11 protein-coding genes and 2 pseudogenes are annotated in these 16,096 nt (G+C 56.9%); 4 read left to right on the forward strand and 9 right to left on the reverse strand.

The window, feature by feature from the left end:
• Positions 1-72: 72 nt before the first annotated feature.
• From AXW79_RS22430 to cmoM, 8 genes and pseudogenes are all read right to left on the reverse strand, one after another.
• Positions 73-204, reverse strand: a pseudogene (locus tag AXW79_RS22430) (peptide deformylase); the annotation flags it as partial.
• Positions 205-630: 426 nt separating this feature from the next.
• Positions 631-942: a putative quinol monooxygenase gene (locus tag AXW79_RS16175; protein ID WP_011898763.1), complete on the reverse strand. Its 312-nt coding sequence runs from the start codon at positions 940-942 to the stop codon at positions 631-633.
• A gap of 321 nt (positions 943-1,263) precedes the next feature.
• A complete protein-coding gene (locus AXW79_RS16180) occupies positions 1,264-1,740 on the reverse strand; it encodes a GNAT family N-acetyltransferase (protein ID WP_011898764.1) in 477 nt (158 codons plus the stop codon).
• A 248-nt stretch (positions 1,741-1,988) separates the two neighbouring features.
• Positions 1,989-2,375: a septal ring lytic transglycosylase RlpA family protein gene (locus AXW79_RS16185; protein WP_011898765.1), complete on the reverse strand. Its 387-nt coding sequence runs from the start codon at positions 2,373-2,375 to the stop codon at positions 1,989-1,991.
• 243 nt (positions 2,376-2,618) lie between these two features.
• A complete protein-coding gene (gene mukB, locus AXW79_RS16190; RefSeq protein ID WP_005311144.1) occupies positions 2,619-7,046 on the reverse strand; it encodes a chromosome partition protein MukB in 4,428 nt (1,475 codons plus the stop codon).
• 27 nt (positions 7,047-7,073) lie between these two features.
• Positions 7,074-7,811, reverse strand: coding sequence for a chromosome partition protein MukE (gene mukE, locus AXW79_RS16195; RefSeq protein WP_005311141.1), 738 nt, complete (start codon positions 7,809-7,811; stop codon positions 7,074-7,076).
• Positions 7,792-9,126 carry a chromosome partition protein MukF gene (gene mukF / locus AXW79_RS16200; protein WP_005311139.1) on the reverse strand — a complete coding sequence of 445 codons (1,335 nt, stop codon included), beginning with the start codon at positions 9,124-9,126 and terminating at the stop codon, positions 7,792-7,794. Before mukF ends, mukE begins: the two co-directional genes overlap by 20 nt.
• Positions 9,127-9,219: 93 nt before the next feature.
• A complete protein-coding gene (cmoM, locus tag AXW79_RS16205) occupies positions 9,220-9,996 on the reverse strand; it encodes a tRNA uridine 5-oxyacetic acid(34) methyltransferase CmoM (RefSeq protein ID WP_005311137.1) in 777 nt (258 codons plus the stop codon).
• Between the two features lie 128 nt (positions 9,997-10,124).
• On the opposite strand from cmoM, the gene elyC reads away from it, so the two are divergent.
• From elyC to AXW79_RS16230, 4 genes and pseudogenes are all read left to right on the forward strand, one after another.
• Entirely contained in the window at positions 10,125-10,895 is a 771-nt protein-coding gene (gene elyC / locus AXW79_RS16210) for an envelope biogenesis factor ElyC (protein WP_011898767.1), read from the forward strand.
• A 135-nt stretch (positions 10,896-11,030) separates the two neighbouring features.
• Complete coding sequence (tpiA, locus tag AXW79_RS16215; protein ID WP_005311133.1) at positions 11,031-11,786, forward strand: triose-phosphate isomerase; 756 nt, start codon at positions 11,031-11,033, stop codon at positions 11,784-11,786.
• A gap of 147 nt (positions 11,787-11,933) precedes the next feature.
• Positions 11,934-12,905, forward strand: coding sequence for a 6-phosphofructokinase (pfkA, locus tag AXW79_RS16220; protein WP_005311131.1), 972 nt, complete (start codon positions 11,934-11,936; stop codon positions 12,903-12,905).
• Between the two features lie 1,442 nt (positions 12,906-14,347).
• Positions 14,348-14,985: pseudogene (locus AXW79_RS16230) on the forward strand (M20/M25/M40 family metallo-hydrolase); the annotation flags it as partial.
• A gap of 50 nt (positions 14,986-15,035) precedes the next feature.
• On the opposite strand, the gene AXW79_RS16235 reads toward AXW79_RS16230, so the two are convergent.
• Positions 15,036-15,917, reverse strand: coding sequence for a HEPN domain-containing protein (locus AXW79_RS16235; protein WP_011898769.1), 882 nt, complete (start codon positions 15,915-15,917; stop codon positions 15,036-15,038).
• Positions 15,918-16,096 lie beyond the last annotated feature (179 nt).

Consider the following 16,096-nt stretch of genomic DNA (forward strand, 5'->3'; position numbering starts at 1 on the left):
CTGTCGCCGGTAGAGTTTGAAATGCAGTTTATTTCTCAGCCACATAGTGTCTAGAACACCAGGGGCGATTCAACCATTCTCGGTCGTATACAGAGTCTCCAACATGTCATCAATCAGGCTCTGCACTGCAGTAATGTCCTCAACCTGTTCAGCTTTAATTCTCAACTTGGGGTCGGGTACCGTCAAAATATCCAGAATGGCCATCATCACTCTCCATTAACTATTATTTGCTCATCAATATTCACGAAACAAGGGCCGGGGTTTGATGGCAGCGAAAACCCCTTCAAACTAACTCTTTGGCACATCTGCCAGCTCGATATCCATCTCACTCCCTGCTCAAGCCACATCGATGGCCGGCTGCGTCATTGAGCACATGTCCAGCCATGGCTGTTTTCGCCTCGATAACAAGGCTTAAGCCATAATCAATCCCATTTGGATATCTTACCGACCAGGAAGCAGATGAAAAGGCTATTGGTCAGAAATAGGAGGAACCAGTGCAATGCAGCATCCCTAACGGATGCCGTGAAAATGCAGGTAGATGGGTCCTTGAAACCAAGGGATAGCGGGAAAGTCTCTGGCTGGGCACTTGGCATATGGGGGGGAGTTGGGCCAGCAGCTGGCCCAATACATTTATGAGTGGCTCACCTCTTCCATAAAAATCAGCCGCAGGGGCTCTGCCAACAATGCATCAGCCTGCTTGGCAAAGGCTTGAAAATAGTCGGTCGCGCAGTGGGCATCCAGGGCGGCCTGACTGACGAAAGCTTCACGCATATAGAAGGTGTCCGGTTCGTCACGCAATTCGAACAGCACATAATCCAGGTTGCCCGGCTCGTGGCGCGTGGGCTCGACCAGCTTGAGCAGTTCATGACGCAGGCGCTCCTTCATACCAGGTCGTGCTTTGAGCACCGCAATCGACACTATTTTGTCTGACGTTATCTTCATCCATATCTCTCCACTGTCATACCATCAAGACATCAGGATGAGCCAACATCTCTGCATTTACGTTCATGAAAGCTCATCCATCAACATGGCAGCAGTGTATGCATGGCCGGTTGATGGATATAGATGGGCAGGATGGACAGAGTGTTCCGTCGGATGAACAACGGAGGATCCGGTAGAAGCATGGCCCCTTGCTGGCAGGCATCCCTTGGTTCAGCACGCAGGCAGGGGTTTGGCGCCAGCGCCACTGGGGAAAAAATTCTTCAGGACGACAAAATCAACGGGCAGCACTTCATGCACTGGCAACGCACTGGTTGTCCGCCATTAGTCCGCAAACCATTGTTCTACGCTGAGGTAATAAGTGGTGAAGCCACGCCCCGACAGGGTCGTCTTTTTCACTCTGGTGGATCGTCTGGCAAGGAACCGGTATGCGGGTCGGGTGTCCAGCAGATGAAAGCGCACCTCCCGATGGCCCATGCTTCGCGCCCACCCCATCATCTCCTTGAAGATGGCAAGCCCCGCCCCCCAACCCGCTTTGGCGATGACAATGGCAATCTCGACTCCCTCGCCATCGGGTTGTATTCCGCACCAGCCAACCAGAGCGCCATCGATGACAAGGGCCCGCACGCGGCAACCGGGTAACATGTCTATCCGTATCTTGTCATCCATCCAGACTCGCACACTGGCCGCATCGAAGGGGGGATGATCAATCAGATGTTTTCTCACTGTCTCATCGTTGACCAGGGGCAGAAAATCTTCTGCGCGCACGTCACCGAAGGGTTTGAATTCCATGCTGCTCATAGTGAATGATGTCCAATAGGGTGGGCTCGGCAGCATGATGACTCTCCCACCGGATATGTATTCCGCTTCTGATAGCGCGAACCGTCTTTATACAAAGCAGATAAGGGCCAGAGCGTCATAGGGGCATTCGATGGTATCGGTGGATTTCCAGACAGGCGGCATCGGCCGCGAAACTGCTTTGCAACTGATGAGCCAAGCCGCTGCCTGCCTTGAAACCAATGCATGTCCAACTCAGCGCCTCTTGCCCGCTACAACACCTCGACCTTGACCTTGATAAGCCCGGATCTTGTGTTGCCAATGGTGCTGAAGGCAGACTTGGAGAGATCGATGATCCGCCCGCGTTTAAAAGCACCGCGGTCATTGACCTTGACCACGACGCTCTTGCCGTTGGCGATATTGGTGACCCTGACCAGGGAGCCAAAGGGTAACGTCATATGGGCAGCGGTGTTGAGGTGAGTGCGGTAAAGCTCGCCGCTGGCGGTCTTTTTATTGTGGTAGCGGTCGGCGTAATAAGAGGCGAGCCCGGTTTCGGTATAACCGCGCCAGCTGCCGCCGTGGCTGTCGTCATATCGGCTGCTACAGGCTGCCAGCAACAGGCAAAGAGATAACAACAGCCCTTTTTGTATGTATTGCATTTTTCCCTTCATCTCCGCCATGCGCTTTATCCTTGATCCCCTTGCCGGTATGGCCGGTCTTGTTGTCGTCACGTAAAACGGCCAGATCGGGATGGCCAGTAAAAGGTTCATAAACTGTCTCGCGGTTCCACACCCGAGGGCAACGCGGCTACTTTGCCATGTTTTGCAACTAAAACGGGAGGCCAAGCCTCCCGTTCATTTATTTACCCGTCAGCCCTTGTCAGGATGTGCACCAGACGCAGGTCAGGCGATCAGCTTGTCATCGCTAAAGCCAAAGCCGCGCAGCCCCACCACGTGCACGTGTTCGTGCTTGCCCTGCACCTTGCGGATGAGCTTGTAGGTGGTGCCCTTCTCTGGACTGATGTTCTCGGGCGCCGCGATGAGCAGCTGCATGTCCTGGCGCTCGCACAGCTCGAACAGGGTGGCGATGGACTTGCCATCCAGGCGCGCCGCTTCGTCGAGGAACAAGAGACGGCAGGGGGCGATGTCCTTGCCGCGCAGACGGCGGGACTCCTCCTCCCAGCTGATCAGCACCATCAGCAGGATGGCCTGACCGGTACCGATTGCCTCACCGGTGGAGAGGGCGCCGCTCTCGGCCCGCAGCCAGCCATCGGCCCCGCGCTGTACCTCTATCTCCAGCTCCAGATAGTTGCGATAGTCGAGCAAGACATCGCCCATCACCTGATAGCTGCGATCCCCCTGCTCGGTTTGCGGGTTGAGACGCTGGAACAGCTTGGCCATCGCCTCGGAGAAGCTGAGCTCCTTGTCGGCGAACAGATCGTTGTGCATGGCGGTTTGATCAGCCAGCGCGGTGAGAAGGCGGGTATGGGCCTCGCGGATATTGACGTTGAGGCGCACCCCGCGCACCAGACCGAAGGCGATGTTCTGCAAGCCCTGGTTGAGCACCCGGATACGGTTCTGCTCGCGGCGGATGATGTTGGTGATCTTGGCCGCCACCTCGTGGGAGGAGAGCGACAGGTGGTTCTCACGCTGCTTGAGCTCATCGGCGAGGCGCGCCAGCTCGATCTCCATCTCCTCGATGGCCTCCACCGGATCATCTGAGCGGATGATGTCGTTGCGGATGCGATCTTTGAGGTAACGGTAGACCTGCACGTAGAAGGCGACCTTCTGCTCGGTGCTGCGGTTGCCCTCGGAGAGACGCAGCGCATCGCGCAGGGCCTCGTCGTGGGCCACCGCCACCCGCAGGGCGCCGAGGGCCTTGTCAGACATGGAGCGCAGCTCGTCGCTGTCCAAGTAAGCCAGTTCGCGCTTGTTCAGACGCTTCTCGACGTCGGTGTCCCGTGCCAGACGCACCACCCGCGACCAGCTAGCCTTGTGACCCACCAGGGATTTACGAGCCGTGAAGTAATCTTTGCCCTCCAGCTTGAGACGACCGCCCAAAGATTCAATCTCGCGCTTGGTCACCTGCAACTGGGCCTCGGCGCTGGTGCGACGAGAACGGGTGCGAATGAGCAGCTCTTCGATCTCTTTCTTGTGGGCGCGTGACTTCTCTTCCATGTCCTCCGACAGGGTCAGCCCCATGGCCGCCAGCTCCTGCTCGAACTCGGTCAGGGTCTGGCGCTTGGCCGAGGCGCTGGAATCGAGCGCGGTGCGCAGCTGCAACGCTTCTGTGTGACGCTGGGCAATCTGCTTGTGCTGTTCACCGGCGGTGCGGGCCGCCAGCTCGGCAGCCTTGAGCTTCTCTTTGAGCCGCTCGCTCATCTCGGAGGCCTTGCCCAGCAGGTCTTGTGCGTCCTGATAGGCAAAGTGCGGCAGACGGGCCACCAGCTGATCAAGCGCATAGCAACGGCGCTTCTGCTCGGCCAACAGCTCGCTCACCTCATCATAGGCAGCCTGCAGGGCAGCGAGATCCTGCGGATCCTGGCGCAGCACCTGCACCTGGGTTTCGAGCTTCTCGAGCGCCTTGCCATGCTTGGCGATAAAGGCTTCGGCCTGTTTCAGGGCTTCCACATCGGCGTGAGCCGCTTCGAGACGGGCAGCCAGATCGGCCTCGGCAAACAGATGGGCAAAGGGCAGCATCCCCTGCACCAGCTGGATATGTCGGGTCAACTGGGCGGCGGCCGCTTTGGCCTCGCTCAGCTGCTTGTCGCACTCGGCTATGGCGCCCTGCAAGGTGCGCAGCTCGGCCTGTTTGGCCTGCACTTCGGCTTCTGGGTCGGGGCGGAAGGCGATATCCAGATGCTGGCCGATAAAGTCACGGAAGTGTCCGTAGAGGCGGTGATACTTCTGCTGCTCGAAGGCGGCCTTGGCGTAGCCCTCGATGAGGCCTTCGCGCTCGAGATCGAGCTGCTCGATCCGTTTTTCCCGGGCGGCGCGGCCGAACAGCGGCAGCTCGGGATAGCGGGAGAAGCGCACCTGACGCTTGCTGGTGCGCACCAGCACGGCGTCCCCCAGCTCGTCCGCTTCCACCAGATCCTCGTCAAAGGAATCGGGGTTGCCCTGAATGAGGTATATATCTTCCGGGCAATCTTCCAGCTTTTTCAGCCGCTCTATGGCGCCCTCAAGGTCGAGCACCACCAGGGCGCTGCGAGCCGGGCCGTAGAGCGCGGAGTAGTAAGGAGCATCGTCGATGGATATGTCGTCATAGACATCGGAGAGCAGCACGCCCCCCACCTGCTCGGCGATGCGGGCAAGGCGCGGATCCGCCTCGCCAGCCCCCAGCTGCAGGTTGCGAATTTGCAGCTCCAGCGCCTGTTTCTGCGCCGCGATGCGATTGCTCTCCTGCTCGAACTCCCGCTCCTTGTCGAGCACGGTCTGCATGCCGGAAGAAAGTTCTTCGGCAGTGGCCAAGGCCAAGCCACTCTGCTCGCGCAGCTGCTCGAGCTTTTCAAAGGATTTGAGCCAGCGCGGAGCCAGCTTGGTCAGCTCGCCGATATCGCGGCCCAGCTGGACGCCCTGATGCTCAAGGCTGGCGCGACGCTGATTCACCTCCGCCTGCTGCTCACTCAGCTCTTCCTGACGGGTACGCTGGGCCTCAAGAAACAGCTCCAGCTCGTCTTGGCTCGCGATCTGCTGGCCAGAGGCCTGCTGTAACTCGTCACGCAAGCGGAACAGCGCCTGCTGGCTTTCGCTCTCTTTCTCGAGGCGAGCCAGGGCAGCGCGCAGCCCCTGCCCCTGCGCGATGCGGGCCTTGTCTTCGATGTGACGCTTGAGCAGCGCCTGCGCCGTAGGCCAGGCGGCCTCGCGCACTGTTTCGGGTGCGATGCTGAGTAGCAACGCCAACGCCGCTTCGTGTTCGGCCACCGCCGCCTTGGCCAACGCCAGTTGCTGCTCTGCCCCCAGCATCCGGCTGGTGAGGCTCTGCTCGGCGGTGCGGAACTGGTGCAGTGTGTCGCTCGCCTGTTCAGCAGTCAGCCCCGGCAGTTCACACTGCGCGCGGGCATTTTCCAGCGCCTGCACCGCCTGGCGGTACTGGATGGCGCGGGTCTGCTGAATGTCCAGCGCCTGCTGGTAGTCGGCCAGCTGGGTCTTGAGGCTGTCTACCTCTGCCTGCGCCAGCTCCTTGCGCTCTTCCACTTCCAGCAGCTGACCGTGGATCTCCTCTACGATCGCCTGCTGCTGCTCGAGCTTGTCGACAAGCTCCGCCAGATCGGCGCGATACATCTCAATCTTCTTTTGCAGAGCAACGGCGGCCATCACCTTGGCTAGGTGTTCGGCGGCGGATTCCAGCTCGTCGGTCAGCAATTTCTCACGGTTGGTGAGCTGATCCACCTCGTCAGCCAGATAAATGGCGCGCTGCTTCTCTTCAGCCAGCAAGCGGCGTTTGCCCGCCAGCTCCTGCCGCGCCTTGAGGGCCAGCTCGGAGAGACGGTTCTTCTCGGCGGCGTTGCGCACATAGTCCGCCGCCACATAGTGGGTGGTCTCGGTGATCAGGTTCTTGAACAGATCCCGCTGGCCTTGCGTCTCTTTGATGGCTTCCAGGGTGCGGCGGTTCTCGTAGATGGCCGCCTCCATGTCCTGGAATGCCTTGCGCACACCGGAGTTCTCCGGCAGCAGGTATTCACGCAAGGAACGGCTGATGGACGAAGAAATGCCGCCGTAGAGGGAGGCTTCGATCAGGCGGTAGAACTTGCCGCGATCCTTCTGATCACGCAATTTCTTGGGGGTAATACCGAACTCGAACATGAAGTTGTGATAGTCGGTCACCGTATTGAACTTGGCGACCTTCATGGCCCCCAGCTCGGCGGCCGCCCCTTTCAGATCAGTAAAGGCGCGCACCCGGCCCTTGCCGTCGTCGAGCTTTTCCAGCAGCAGATCGGTGGGTTGCAGTTGCTCGGGCACATCTACCAGCGCGAACGGGGTGATGTTGACCTTGTTGTCACGGTTGGCTACCTGCTCCAGATGGACGCCGACCCAGATCCGCTGTTCGCGGCTGTTCATCACCTCGAGTACCGAATAGCAGTGGCCGCGCTGCAGCTTGCCGTAGAGCCCCTTGTCACGGGAAGCACTGGATGAACCCGCTTCCGTGGTGTTGCGGAAATGGAGCAGGGATTGATCAGGGATCAGTGCCGCGATAAAGGCCGCCATTGTGGTGGACTTGCCCGCCCCGTTGCCGCCAGAGAGGGTGGTGACCAGCTGGTCGAGATCGAAGGTGCGGGCGAAGAAGCCGTTCCAGTTGACCATGGTCAGGGATTTGAATTTGCCTCTCACGACTTTTTCTCCATCTGGATCTTGGATTTAACGCTGCAGGTCATCTTCAACCTCCAGTTCAAGCTGTTCTTCATCAAGATCCGCTTCAATGTCTTCAAACAGCGAATCGCTGCTCGGCATCTCGTCATCGTGGAAGATGGCCTCCCCCTCCTGGATCATCCGCAGCTGAACGGCGCGGGGATCTTCATCGGAGCGCACGTCGGCGGCAAAGCGGAACACGGACTCGTTGACCCGGAATTTGTCGCTGTTGCCAAGGGCAGTGATCATGCCAAGGCGACGCAATCGCCGCATGGAGGTGCGGATCTTCTCCAAGAGCTTTTTCTTGTCGAGATCGGTGCCGCCGGAGCGGCTGTTGACCATCCGCAGCAGCTGCTTCTCGTCGGCCAGGCTCAACACCTCTTCTTGCAGCTCGCCCATGGCGAACACCCCTTCCGAGGCGAGGCGGTCCGGGCTCAAGAACAGGTAGCAGAGCACCTTGCCCACCAGCATATCGAGCTCGGAGAGCACAGTGGTGCCGATGTCGGCGCTGGGGCGCGGACGCAGATAGAAGAAGCCTTCCGGCGCCTTGATGAGCTCCACCTGATAGCGGCCGTAGAAGATCTCCAGCTCGTTGTGGTACTCCACCAGCGCCGAGTGCTGTTCGAAATCGTCGGCACTGATGTGACGGCCGGAGCGCAAGGCAGTGTCGATGCGCGGAAACAAGGGGTTGGCAATCGCCTCTGCGAGCCGCAGCGGCAAGGGAAACTCAGTATTGATCAATGACATAGGCCTGAACCTTGGATCCAGCTTGGTTAATGGGTTTCCATGCGGGTTGGCGGTGCAGCTCGCGCTCACCACTGGCATGGCCCAGGCGCACGGCCTGGTCGATCAGAAGACGCGCCACATCGAAATGGGCGTGAGCCGGGTAATCCAGCAGGTATTCCCGCAGCACATCGGCCACATCCAGCTGATGGCCCTGCTCGGGATAGCGGGCGAGGTAGCGCTCGATGCGCTCCGCCAGCGCCTGATTGATGTCCACCATCTCCATGTACTCCATCTCGAGGGGGACCTCGCCGGTCACCTCCTCGTCGTGGATGGCAATGGTTTCATCCCGCAGCTCCAGCAGACGGGGCTCCTCGGCGATACGCAGCTGCCAGTTGTGCTGCTCGAAATTGCGAATGGAGTCGCGCAGCCGCTGGCTGAAGGCGCGGTTCTTGTCCATGTCGATGGCGTTGCGGATAAATTTGTGGACGTGGCGATCATAACGGGACCAGAGCTCGATGCACTGCTGACCCCAGCTGGTGATCACATCAAGCCGTCCCTGCAAGGCATGGGTCAGCTCCTCGACGTGAAACAGATCGTCGCGCCCTTGCGCTGCTTCCTGAATGTTGAGCAGTCCCGCCTGCAGGCGGTGACCGGCAGCGTCCAGGGTATCTTGCAGCTCGCGCAGGGTCTGGCCTGTCTCGTGCAGCAGCTTTTCACAGCTGTGAATGGCATCGACCCAGTTCTGGGTCAGCAGGGCCGCTATCTCGCTCTTGACCTGATTTTGCTGCTCATCCATGGCGCGCTGGGTCAAGTCGATACGACCCAGCGTCTCTTCCAGCGAGAAGGTGAGCCGTGGCAGCACTTCGGCATCCCACTGCTCGCGGGTGTTGGTCTCAAGCGCCGCCTTGCGGGCGGTGTCGAGCTCGGCCGCCAGGTGTTCGAGCAGGATGGAGAGCTTGATGGAGTCAACCTGACGCTGATCCATAAAGAAGTCGACGATCCCCATCCCCAGCCGCGACAGGCGATAGAGACTCTCCCCTGCCACCATGTCGGTGTTGAAGCGCGACAGCAGTTGCTGGCGAATGAGATCGTTGATGGCGTTGTTGGCACGACCGGTGAGGGTCTCGTCCATCTGGCCAAAGGCGTTGCTGACATAGCCAAAGGCATCGTGCAGCGCCGCTTCCGACAGGTCCGATTCATCTTCGGACAGTGTCTTGATTGCAATCAGAAAGGCCAGCCGGTCGGTAGGCAGGCTCAGCGCCAACCCCTCCTGCCTGACCCACCCTACTATCTCCGGCACAGAACGCTCGGGCAGGGTACGGGATGTACTCATCATGACGTTGTCATCTCGTTGTTATCCGTGGGACGGTCTCATCATATGAAACTGACCATCTCGTTGTTATTACAAGGCTGCCAGACAGACTGCTTGTCAGCTTGACGGTTTCTGCGCCATCACATGGATATAGCGACCCAGGGAGATAAACGGCTCCTGGCGACAATATTGCTGCTCCATGGCCAGCAGATCATCGAACTTCTCGACCTGATCCTGCTTATGGCGCATGTAGTCGTGAATGACCCGCACCCCCGTCTTGCCAATGATCTTGAGGCCCCCTCGCCCAATCCAGTCGTAGACCTGTTCAGGCAACTGCGGATTGGTGGGGGTCAGGGCGGTCTGGCGCTTCTTGCGCAGGCCAAGGCGCACATAATCGAAATTGCCCACCACCAGACTCTGAAACAACAGACCATGACGGTTGTAAAAAAGCAGCGACAGTATGCCCCCTGCATTGACGAAAGGGAACAGACCGAGCAGGGTCTGGCGCGGCTCGGCGAGCCACTCCAGCACGGCGTGACAGAGCACCAGATCAAAGGTGCCGGTCACGTGGGCCTTGAGATCCTGAATGGGGCAATGGATGAGACGAATTCTGTCTTCCAGCCCCTTTTCAGCGATCTGGACCCGTGCAAGTTCAAGCATTTCGGCGGAGAGATCGCACAGCTCCACCTGATGACCCATGGCCGCCAGCTTCTGGGCAAAATAGCCAAATCCGCCCCCCGCATCCAGGATGCGCAGGGGCCGGTTGCCAAGGCGAGCCAGGCAGGCTTCAATGTCGCTCCAGACCACAGTGGTGCGAATACGCCCCTTGGTGGAGTCATAAATGTTGCGAGCAAACTTGTCGGCACGCCCGTCAAAACTCTGATCTTGCTTCAAGACTCACTCAACTTTTGGCCGCAGCATTGGGCCTGACGAAAAAAGAGGGGTATTCTGTCACATCCCGAATTTGCTGAAAACTCAAGGACGACATCCCAGTGTTTGAGCTCAACCTGTTTGCCGCCAACTTGTTTGTTATCAACAAATGGCTAGGCCAATTGCTGATGCCACTGCCCTTTTCCCTCTCCTTATTGCTGCTGGCGCTTTTGCTGCTCTGGTTCACCCGCTTTCAGAAAACCGGCAAGCTGCTGGCGACCTGCTCCCTGGTCATTGTTGCTCTGATGGGGATGCGGCCGGTTAGCTATGAGCTGGCCAGAGGGCTGGAGCAGACCTTCCCGCCGTTCGAGATAAGCCAACACCCGGATATAGAGGCTATCGTGGTGCTGGGCAACGGCCATGTGAGCGATCCGGCGATCCCTGAGCGCGCCTGGCAGAACAATATCGCCCTCGCAAGAACCCTGGAAGGCGTACGCCTCGCCCTGGCTTACCCTCAGGCCACACTGGTCTTCTCCGGCTATGTATCGGGGGATCCCCTCTCCAACGCCGAGGTCAATGCCCGCATGGCGGCCAGCCTGGGGATAGAGAGATCCCGAATGACGTTGTTTGAAAACAACCAAGACACCCATGACGAGGCCGTCAGCATCAGCCGTTATCTCAAGGGCAAGCAGGTGGCGCTGGTCAGTTCGGCCACCCACCTGCCGCGAGCCATGGCGCTGTATCAAGGGCAGGGACTCGATGCGGTGCCGGCCCCCACCGACTACACAGCCAAGCAGAGTCAGGTGGCGCAACCCCTCTACAGCTACCTGCCAAAGGGGCGTTATCTGATGTATTCCGAGGCTGCCATTCACGAATGGATTGGGGTATGGTGGGCCCGTTTGCGAGGGCAGGTTAACGATTGAGCAATCGAGCCTTTCATTCCTGATTTGGATCAGGAAAGCGAAAAAAAATTACGTCATTTGCCGCCGGGTCAGCTATCTTGGGCTCGGTTCAATTCATATAATGTCGCGCAATCAAATGCCTAGGAGAGTTACAAGATGAGACAGCACCTGGTAATGGGTAACTGGAAACTGAACGGCACCAAAGCTTCTGTAGAAGCTCTGATCAAAGGACTGACCCCGGCTGCTGCCGCTCATCCTTCCGTACAAGTCGCCGTCTGCCCGCCGGTTATCTTTTTGGGTCTGGTTGAGCAGCTGACCGCAGGCAGCAAGATTGCCTACGGTGCCCAGAATGCCGACGTTCACGAGTCCGGCGCCTTCACCGGCGAGAACGCCCCCTCCATGCTCAAAGCCTTCGGTTGCACCTACTCCCTGGTCGGTCACAGCGAGCGCCGTACCCTGCACGCAGAGAACGACGACGTGGTAGCCGCCAAGTACGAAGCCATCCAGAAAGCGGGCCTGATCCCCGTATTGTGCATCGGTGAGACCCTGGAGCAGTTCGAAGCCGGCGTGACCAAGACTGTGGTTGAGACCCAGCTGAAAGCCGTCATCGACCGTTGCGGCATCGCCTCCTTCAGCAACGCCGTGGTTGCCTATGAGCCGGTATGGGCCATCGGTACCGGCAAGACTGCTACCCCGGAAATCGCTCAATCCGTTCACGCTCACATCCGTCAGTACCTGGCCGGTTTTGATGGCGCCGTGGCTGCCAAAGTACAGATCCTGTACGGCGGCTCCGTCACTGGTGCAACCGCTGCCGACCTGTTCGGTCAGCCGGACATCGACGGTGGCCTGGTGGGTGGTGCGTCCCTGAAAGTGGACGACTTCTCCCAGATCATCGCTGGCGCAGCCAAGTAAGCTGTTGCCCAAGAGGGGGCTTGGCCCCCTCTTGCATATCGCTTTTCCTATGGCGGCCCCCGCATCCCATACGAAAGCCGATATAGTAAAAATGGCTTGTCTCATTTGTAAAACTTCGTATTCGACAACTCAGATCCAGAGGCACTCATGACCAAACAACTCAAACGTATTGGTGTTTTGACCAGTGGTGGTGACGCACCGGGTATGAACGCAGCCATTCGCGCCGTGGTGCGCGCCGGTCTGCATCATGGCCTGGAAGTTTATGGCATCTATGATGGCTACCTTGGTCTGCATCAGGACAGGATCGTCAAGCTGGAGCGTCACAGCGTCTCCGACGTGGTGAACCGTGGCGGTACCTTCCTGGGTTCTGCCCGTTTCCCCGCCTTCAAAGATCCGGCCGTGCGTGCCGAAGCGATCGAAAACCTGAAAAAGCACGGCATCGATGCCCTGGTGGTGATCGGCGGTGACGGCTCCTACATGGGTGCCAAGAAGCTGACCGAAGAGGGTTTCCCCTGCATCGGCCTGCCGGGCACCATCGACAACGACATCGCCGGTACCGACTTCACCATCGGCTTTGATACCGCCCTGAACGTGGTGGTTGACGCCATCGACCGTCTGCGCGACACCTGCAGCTCCCACCACCGTATTTCAGTGGTCGAGATCATGGGTCGCCACTGCGGCGATCTGGCCATGTCTGCCGCCGTTGCTGGCGGTGCCGAGTACGTGATAGTACCGGAAGTGGCCTTTGACAAAGAGAAGCTGCTGCAACAGATCAAGGAAGGCGAAGCCAAAGGCAAAAAACACGCCATCATCACAATCTGTGAACACGTCACCGACGTGAATGCGCTGGCCAAGGACATCGAAGCCATGACTGGCCGCGAAACCCGCGCCACCATACTGGGTCATATCCAGCGTGGCGGCTCACCGACTGCACGCGATCGCATCATGTCCAGCCGCATGGGTGCCTTCGCCGTCGAACAGCTGCTGGCGGGCCAGGGTGGCCGCTGCGTCGGGATCCAGGGCAACGAGATGGTGCACCACGACATCATCGACTGCATCGAGAACCTGAAGCGCCCGTTCGATCAGGAGCTGTACGATCTCTCCACCACACTGTTCTAAGCCCCATGGCTTGCATCAGGTTGTTGTGACAAAAACCCTCCGCCGGAGGGTTTTTTAATCCGCCTTGTTTACCGCAGCGTCAGCAGTAAACAGAGGCATTGCATGCCAGGCTTTACTGGCACTCCGCTTTACTCTTCATCTCACTCTTCTCGTTCGCTCGCACCACTCACACAAGACTGATTGGCTCACTCGGCCACTCAAGACCGTCACCAGGGTCCGCTGACTTGCTGCGCGAAGCCCAGGGGGTAGCAAGCCTTCCGCTGTCGGTGGCCATACTGGGTGATTGGGAAGTGCCTCAGCGCCCCCCTGCAACGCCAACCCTTGTCACCACTCGCCCCCGCCCTTCTCCCGTATTTTTCAGGCTCTTTCCTCCTATATCTCCCCCATCACACTCTCAAGCTGTCGTTAAAACGCCACAAACCGCTCGGGGAAGAAGCCGATGGCAGCGCCGTGACTGGGCAGCCAGTTACTCATCAACGGTCAATAGGCAACTGCAAACGCCAAAAATACCGACCCGCAATGTCACTCAACCCGCATCCACAGGCACATGGTATCGGGAAAATGTGAAATCCCTTCCCGCTGGCCCCGGCGGCTCTTTATCCCAGTGAAAGCCCACCTTTTTCATCCTTTTTATCCCTCTGACTGAAAAACAAGAAGAGTGACAATCTCCTGCAAGTGACGCCACCCATGGCCTGCGTGCTTTCACTGAACCAAAAACTGGATATCAACACCCTATCTCCCGCTGAGACCACCAACCCTGCTTGTGGCGACATTTTCAGGCGCAGCAGGAGGCCATTTTTGCTCATAAAACTGGTACAACCCAATAGAAGCTCCATATAAAACCCACCACAGACATCACAACACAAGAACGTAACCATTTGAATTTATATATAAAAATAGAAAATCAGCAAGTCCACCACCATAGAAATGAACGGAGTGGTGATAAAACACCCGCAAGAATACAAAAATAAGGCTTAGCACCCACCACCGCGACAATAAGCCACATTATTACACTTTGCCGTTGTGTTACTGCACAGTTATGGTATCTTGGTCCCATCAAGAGTCAGCCAAGGGAGACAAAATATGAAAGAGTTTGTTGTTACTGCCGTTTTTACCGTGTTTTTCACTCTGGTTGCCGTCTCTCTGCCGTCCCTGTCACAGCTCTGAGCCGGTTAATTATCCAGAACCCTGTATTACTGAATGACAACCATCACTTTGGCGCTGACTAATCCACCGCTTTCTGTCTTTTTTGACTGCCTCACTCGAGATGATGCCTGAAACGGAATTTAGAACGGGTTGGTGCACACTAAACAAGCTGGACGTCACCGCCATCACCAACAAGGGGAGCCTCATCGCTCCCCTTGTTGCATTTTGTCAGCGGGATTTACTCTTGCTCCCCTGCCCGTCACAATATCCGCTGAACTCGCCACGCAGGAACTACCATGACACAAGATGCTCTTCGCCATTGGCGTCGTGATCTTCATCGTCTGCCCGAAGCGGCCTGGTGTGAATTTCGCACCAGCTCCCTCATTGCTCACCACCTCTCAAAACTCGGATTTGAAGTCATGCTGGGGGACAAGCTGCTGGCCAGCAACCTCATCATGGGACGGGCGGTAGACGTACAAGCCCAGAAGGAGCGCGCCCTGCGTCAGGGGGCGCATCCCGACTGGCTGGCGCGCATCGAAGAGATAACGGGTGTGATGGGAGTATGGGACAGCAGTCGTTCCGGCCCGACCCTGGCCTTTCGCTTCGATATCGATGCGGTGGAAGTGGACGAGAGCCAGGATGAGCTGCATCCCCCCAGCCAGGAGGGGTGGCAGTCTCGCAACGCCGGCTGGATGCACGCCTGTGCCCACGACGGCCACACCGCCATCGGGCTCTGGTGGTGGCCGAGCGGATAGCAGCCCTGGCAGAGCGACTCAGCGGCCGCATCAAGCTGTTCTTCCAGCCCGCCGAAGAGGGGTGCCGTGGTGGCAAGGCACTGGCAGCCGGTGGTCAGCTCGACGATGTGGATGCCCTGCTGGCGCTGCACATCGGCATTCATGCGGCCAGTGGCGAGCTGGTGGTCAATCCCACCGAGCTTAACCTAGCACTTCAACACAGTCTCTAGGATCGTGTGAGAGATAACACTTAAGCCTTGACCTTAGCCAACCTATCAATCTCTTCTGCTATCCCCACAACGATAACAATTGATTTCTCAATATCACCCTTATTGAAACTGCCAAAAGGCCGACCTTCAATTGATTTTCCACTGCGGTGAATAATATCATGTCGATTTTGTATCAGCTCCTTTAAACCTGTTTTTGCCAAATCAATTTTTATATCAACTTTGTCAAAGCGATTAGATACAGCTACGGGATTATGCCATGATAGATTTTGAATATGTTTATTTAAATCATCACAACGTTGTTCAATAATCGCTTTGGCATCCCCCTTCATTAAGTCGGTTAAGTCTATAGAATTAAACTTGGCCTTTAAATCGTTATGGTTGTTTAAAAAATTTATGATAGTTTCATCAGATTCAAAAACCTTTTTAAGGTATACCTGAACTAAGTACGTTTCTAATGTGGTGATAACATCAGCGTATAAAAGTTGAATTAAATGCCTCTGTGAATTGGCATCACCGATCAGATGTACATTCATCATCATTTCACGTATGCGTTTAATTCCGTCTTGAAATACATCAAATGAATCATTGTCATTTGCTGGTATGGGCCAATACATTGAATAATCGATTGCCGGTACCCATATGTCATCACCAATCGGTTCTAGTTCAACTGACGTGTCACCAATAACATCCCCAGGAACCCAGTCACCAAATACCTCCTTTAGTACTTCATATGGTTCAACTTCATCATACCTCACTGATTCGAATAACAATCGATTATCAAAATTAACACGATCGAAATTATTCATAAACCACATTGACATTATTTCATTCTGGTCATGACTTGAGCAATGAGCTAAAAAACTCATTGGGTATGGAAGCCCATTTATATATACAGTATTCATGGTTGTTATCTCCGATTAATGTACACTGATTTTTTTCCCTCATTAATATCCATAAAATCTAGTCGAATCTGTCACACTCGTCCCTTGCCTCCTTGGCTTCCTGTACCCGTATCAACTCAACCACATGGGCGGCAAAGTCCCTGATCACCTGTCTGGTTTCACCTAAATAGCTGTTCCGA

It is taken from the genome of Aeromonas salmonicida subsp. salmonicida, from assembly GCF_001643305.1.
Classification (GTDB): domain Bacteria; phylum Pseudomonadota; class Gammaproteobacteria; order Enterobacterales; family Aeromonadaceae; genus Aeromonas; species Aeromonas salmonicida.